The organism is Azospirillum sp. TSO5 (assembly GCF_003116065.1).
In the GTDB taxonomy this organism is placed as follows: Bacteria; Pseudomonadota; Alphaproteobacteria; order Azospirillales; family Azospirillaceae; genus Azospirillum.
In genome coordinates this window covers 1-3,091 of sequence record NZ_LGQY01000190.1, presented here as the reverse complement: position 1 = coordinate 3,091, position 3,091 = coordinate 1, and the positions used below count along the sequence as shown (strand labels likewise).

Sequence of the window (3,091 nt, the reverse complement as noted above, 5' to 3'; positions counted from 1 at the left end):
GCGCCCGAAGAGATTCGAACTCCTGACCCTCAGATTCGTAGTCTGATGCTCTATCCAGCTGAGCTACGGGCGCGCTGTGTCGTCTTCCCTGTCGGCACCGGCGGCAGGCCGTCGGCGTCGAGGCGCGCAACCTACTCAAAAGCTTTACCGGGCGCAAGCGCTTTTCTTCAAAAAATTTCCGGCGCGTCGCCCGGCCCGTTTCCGCCTACAGCCGGTCGGCCAAGCCGGCACAATCCAGCACCACGCCGCGCCGCGCGAAGGCGGCGAACAGGCCGCGCACCGCCTCGCGATGGGCCGGCGGAATGCGCAAGGGGCGCTGTCTGGTGAAGAAATTGCAGAAGGACTCGCCGGCGGTGAACTGGGTGCGACCGCCGGGGCTGCGCCAGTCCGTGCCGGCCCCCAGCTCGAGCAGTGCCGTGGCGCTCGCCCAGCTCATGCTCTCCACCGCCGCCAGGAGCGGCGTCGCGTTGCCCCATACGACATTGAGATCGACGCCGGCACGGGCCAGCAGCCGCAGATGCTCCGGCTGGTCGGAGCGCACGGCCTCGTGGATCACCGGCTTGTCGTTGCTCCCACGGGCATTGGGATCGGCCCGCCCGGCCAGCAGGACGCGGGTGAAGGCGGGATCCTCCAGCCGCACCGCATACATCAGCGGCGGCTCGCCCCCCGCCGTCTTGACGTTGGCGTCAGCACCGGCGGCCAGCAGCGCCTTGGCGGTCTCGTTCGTCGGAGCGGGAAAGATGAAGAAGATCGGGCGGAAACCGTCGCGGCCGACGCCGTTGGGGTCGACGCCGCTGCGCAGAGCCTCGACCACCTTCGATACGCGGCCTTCCTGCACGTCGTCGGCCAGGGCCGCCAGCTTCGGATCGTCGAAATAGCGGCTGGTGTCCAGTCTGCGGGCGGTGGCGCCCATGGCATTGCTCTCCTGACTCATTGCACATCCGGCGGCGAGGACGACCGCCAGCATCACACGGAAGACCAGCCGGAGGATCATCCGGACGCCCCCTGCCCCGATGCCTCTTGCCCCGATCCCTCTTGCAAGGTGGCGACGTCTTCGCTCTTCTCGCGCTCGATGCCGTTGATGGCGCTTAGGATGGAATGCTGCCCGCCAGGGCTGGTCATCGGCACCGGCTTGCCGGCATCGTCGAGCGCCGGGACGGTGACGACCGGCCCGATGGCCGGCGGCAGCAGGTTGCCCTGGCTGACGAGATTCTTCAACGCGCGGGGGAAGGCGGTGGTTCCGCCTTCCACCAGCTGGCGCGTGTCGGGCGAGAGGAACGGGAAGCCCAGCTTGTCGGCGATGAAGTTGCCGGCGGCCACAGGCATGCCGATCCCGGACCCCAGACCGCCGGCCAGCAGCCCGACCCCCGATTGCAGGGCGGCCGAATTCTGGACGCCGGTCAGGGGATCGCCCGGTGTCCGGAACTGCAGGAAGTCCGAGGGATCGCCAGTGTCGCCGCCGACCGTCTTGGGATTTAGACCGGCCGCGTTGAACATCATGCCGGTCAGGCCGCCGGACACGCCCGCCGCCTGCGCCTTGCCGCCGCCGAGCGAATGGCCGGTGACCATGACGTCGGGGCCGAGTTTGTTGGCGACGTTGGCGCCGAGTTGGGCGGCAGCCTTGTACTGGATCGTCTCGCCGCCCAACGCCTGATCCATGTTGGTCTGCAGATCCTCCATCTCGCTCGGCACCGTGCCGCGGAAGGCGAGGACCGTCTGCTGTCCGCCCGGCCAGTCCGCCGGGGTGCGGTATATCGTGGCCTTGGCGTCGCGCAGCAGCGCCGGATCGATGCCGGCCTTGTTCAATTCCGAGTCGCTCATGGCCGTCCAGCCGAGCGGCGGATCATTCTTGGGCGGCTTGCCGTACTGGTCGTAGGTGTCGCCCGACAGGCGGGCCAGTTCGACCGCCCGGTTGTCGCGGGCCAGCCGTTCGGCCGCCGCCTTCTGCGCCGGGGTGCTGCCGGCGCCGCGCCCCTTGTCGATCAGGGACTGGCGCTGGTTCAGCCGGTCGATCTTGGCCTCGACCGAGTTCGGACAGGCTTCGACCACCCGCTTGCGCGGCGCGCGGGCTGGGGACAGCTGCTCTTTCGCCGCCTTGTAGAGGCGGCCGACCACCGGCTGCGACTCCATCGCCTTGTCGGCGAGATAAGCGGTGCCCTGGACCGCCGCCTTTCCGGTCTCTGCGGCGGCGCGCATGCCGAAGCCGGCAACGCGGCCGGTGGCCTTGGCGGTCTCGACCACCGCATCGCTTGCGGCACCGGCCGCCGATTTGGCCATATCGGCCGCCGCCGAGATCGCAGCCTGCGCAGAGGAGGCGGCCCGCACCGCGGCTTGGCGGGCGGCGTCGGAGGCCGCCGCGTAGGCCTCGGCCAGAGCATCACCCCAGCTCATGCCGCGCCGTCCTTCCGGCCTTCCGCCAGCAGGGCGAAGAGGGTCAGGGCGGTGCGCTCGACCCCATCGGCCTTTTCGGTCGGCGTCAGCGCCGGATCGTTCAGGATTTGGGACATGGCCGGAAAGCGGCGGTCGAAGTCGATCCCCATCGTCCAGGCCGTGACGATGTAGCGGCCGAGGTCGCGCTCCGTCTCCAGCCCGTATCCGCGCGCCCGCTCATATTGCTGGCGCAGGGTCTGCCGTCCCTCGGCGGTGTCGAGAACCGGGCCGGCCTTGGGATCCGACTGTGTCAGGATGCGGATCATCTTCCGCAGGAACCCTTCCACCGCCAGCGTTTCGACCTGCCGGTCCGAAAGCGTGAGACCGGTTGCCATGCCTCTCTCTTCTGCTCGTCAAAAAACGGATCGCAGATCGACAGTAAGGGAGCAACCGAAGACGCAACAGTAATTTCAAGGGGCGAAGGCCGGGCGGGCGGGAACCGGCGATCCAAGTCCGGCGCAAGATGGGCCGGTGAAATTTGGCAGTGGCGCCAGAGCGGCCAAGCCTGAAAACGCAAAAAGCGGCCGAAGGGCCGCCTGCTGTCAAATCGCCGAATTTTCAAAACCTGTATTCGAAGCAGAATGGCGCGCCCGAAGAGATTCGAACTCCTGACCCTCAGATTCGTAGTCTGATGCTCTATCCAGCTGAGCTACGGGCGCGC

The 3,091-nt window shown here is 68.1% G+C and carries 3 protein-coding genes and 2 tRNA genes; all 5 read right to left on the bottom strand.

What is annotated here, in order from left to right:
- The 5 genes from TSO5_RS31905 to TSO5_RS31885 all read right to left on the bottom strand — a co-directional run bounded on the left by TSO5_RS31905 (position 1) and on the right by TSO5_RS31885 (position 3,089).
- Positions 1-73 (bottom strand) — tRNA-Arg (locus tag TSO5_RS31905).
- 132 nt (positions 74-205) lie between these two features.
- Positions 206-994 (bottom strand): ankyrin repeat domain-containing protein, encoded by a 789-nt coding sequence (locus TSO5_RS31900; protein WP_109155369.1) that lies wholly within the window; start codon positions 992-994, stop codon positions 206-208.
- Positions 991-2,391, bottom strand: a complete 1,401-nt coding sequence (locus TSO5_RS31895) for a hypothetical protein (RefSeq protein WP_109155368.1) — start codon at positions 2,389-2,391, stop codon at positions 991-993. The genes TSO5_RS31900 and TSO5_RS31895 overlap by 4 nt, the downstream gene beginning before the upstream one ends.
- Positions 2,388-2,765 carry a hypothetical protein gene (locus TSO5_RS31890; protein ID WP_109155367.1) on the bottom strand — a complete coding sequence of 126 codons (378 nt, stop codon included), beginning with the start codon at positions 2,763-2,765 and terminating at the stop codon, positions 2,388-2,390. Before TSO5_RS31890 ends, TSO5_RS31895 begins: the two co-directional genes overlap by 4 nt.
- Positions 2,766-3,012: 247 nt before the next feature.
- Positions 3,013-3,089, bottom strand: a tRNA-Arg gene (locus TSO5_RS31885).
- Between the last annotated feature and the right edge of the window lie 2 nt (positions 3,090-3,091).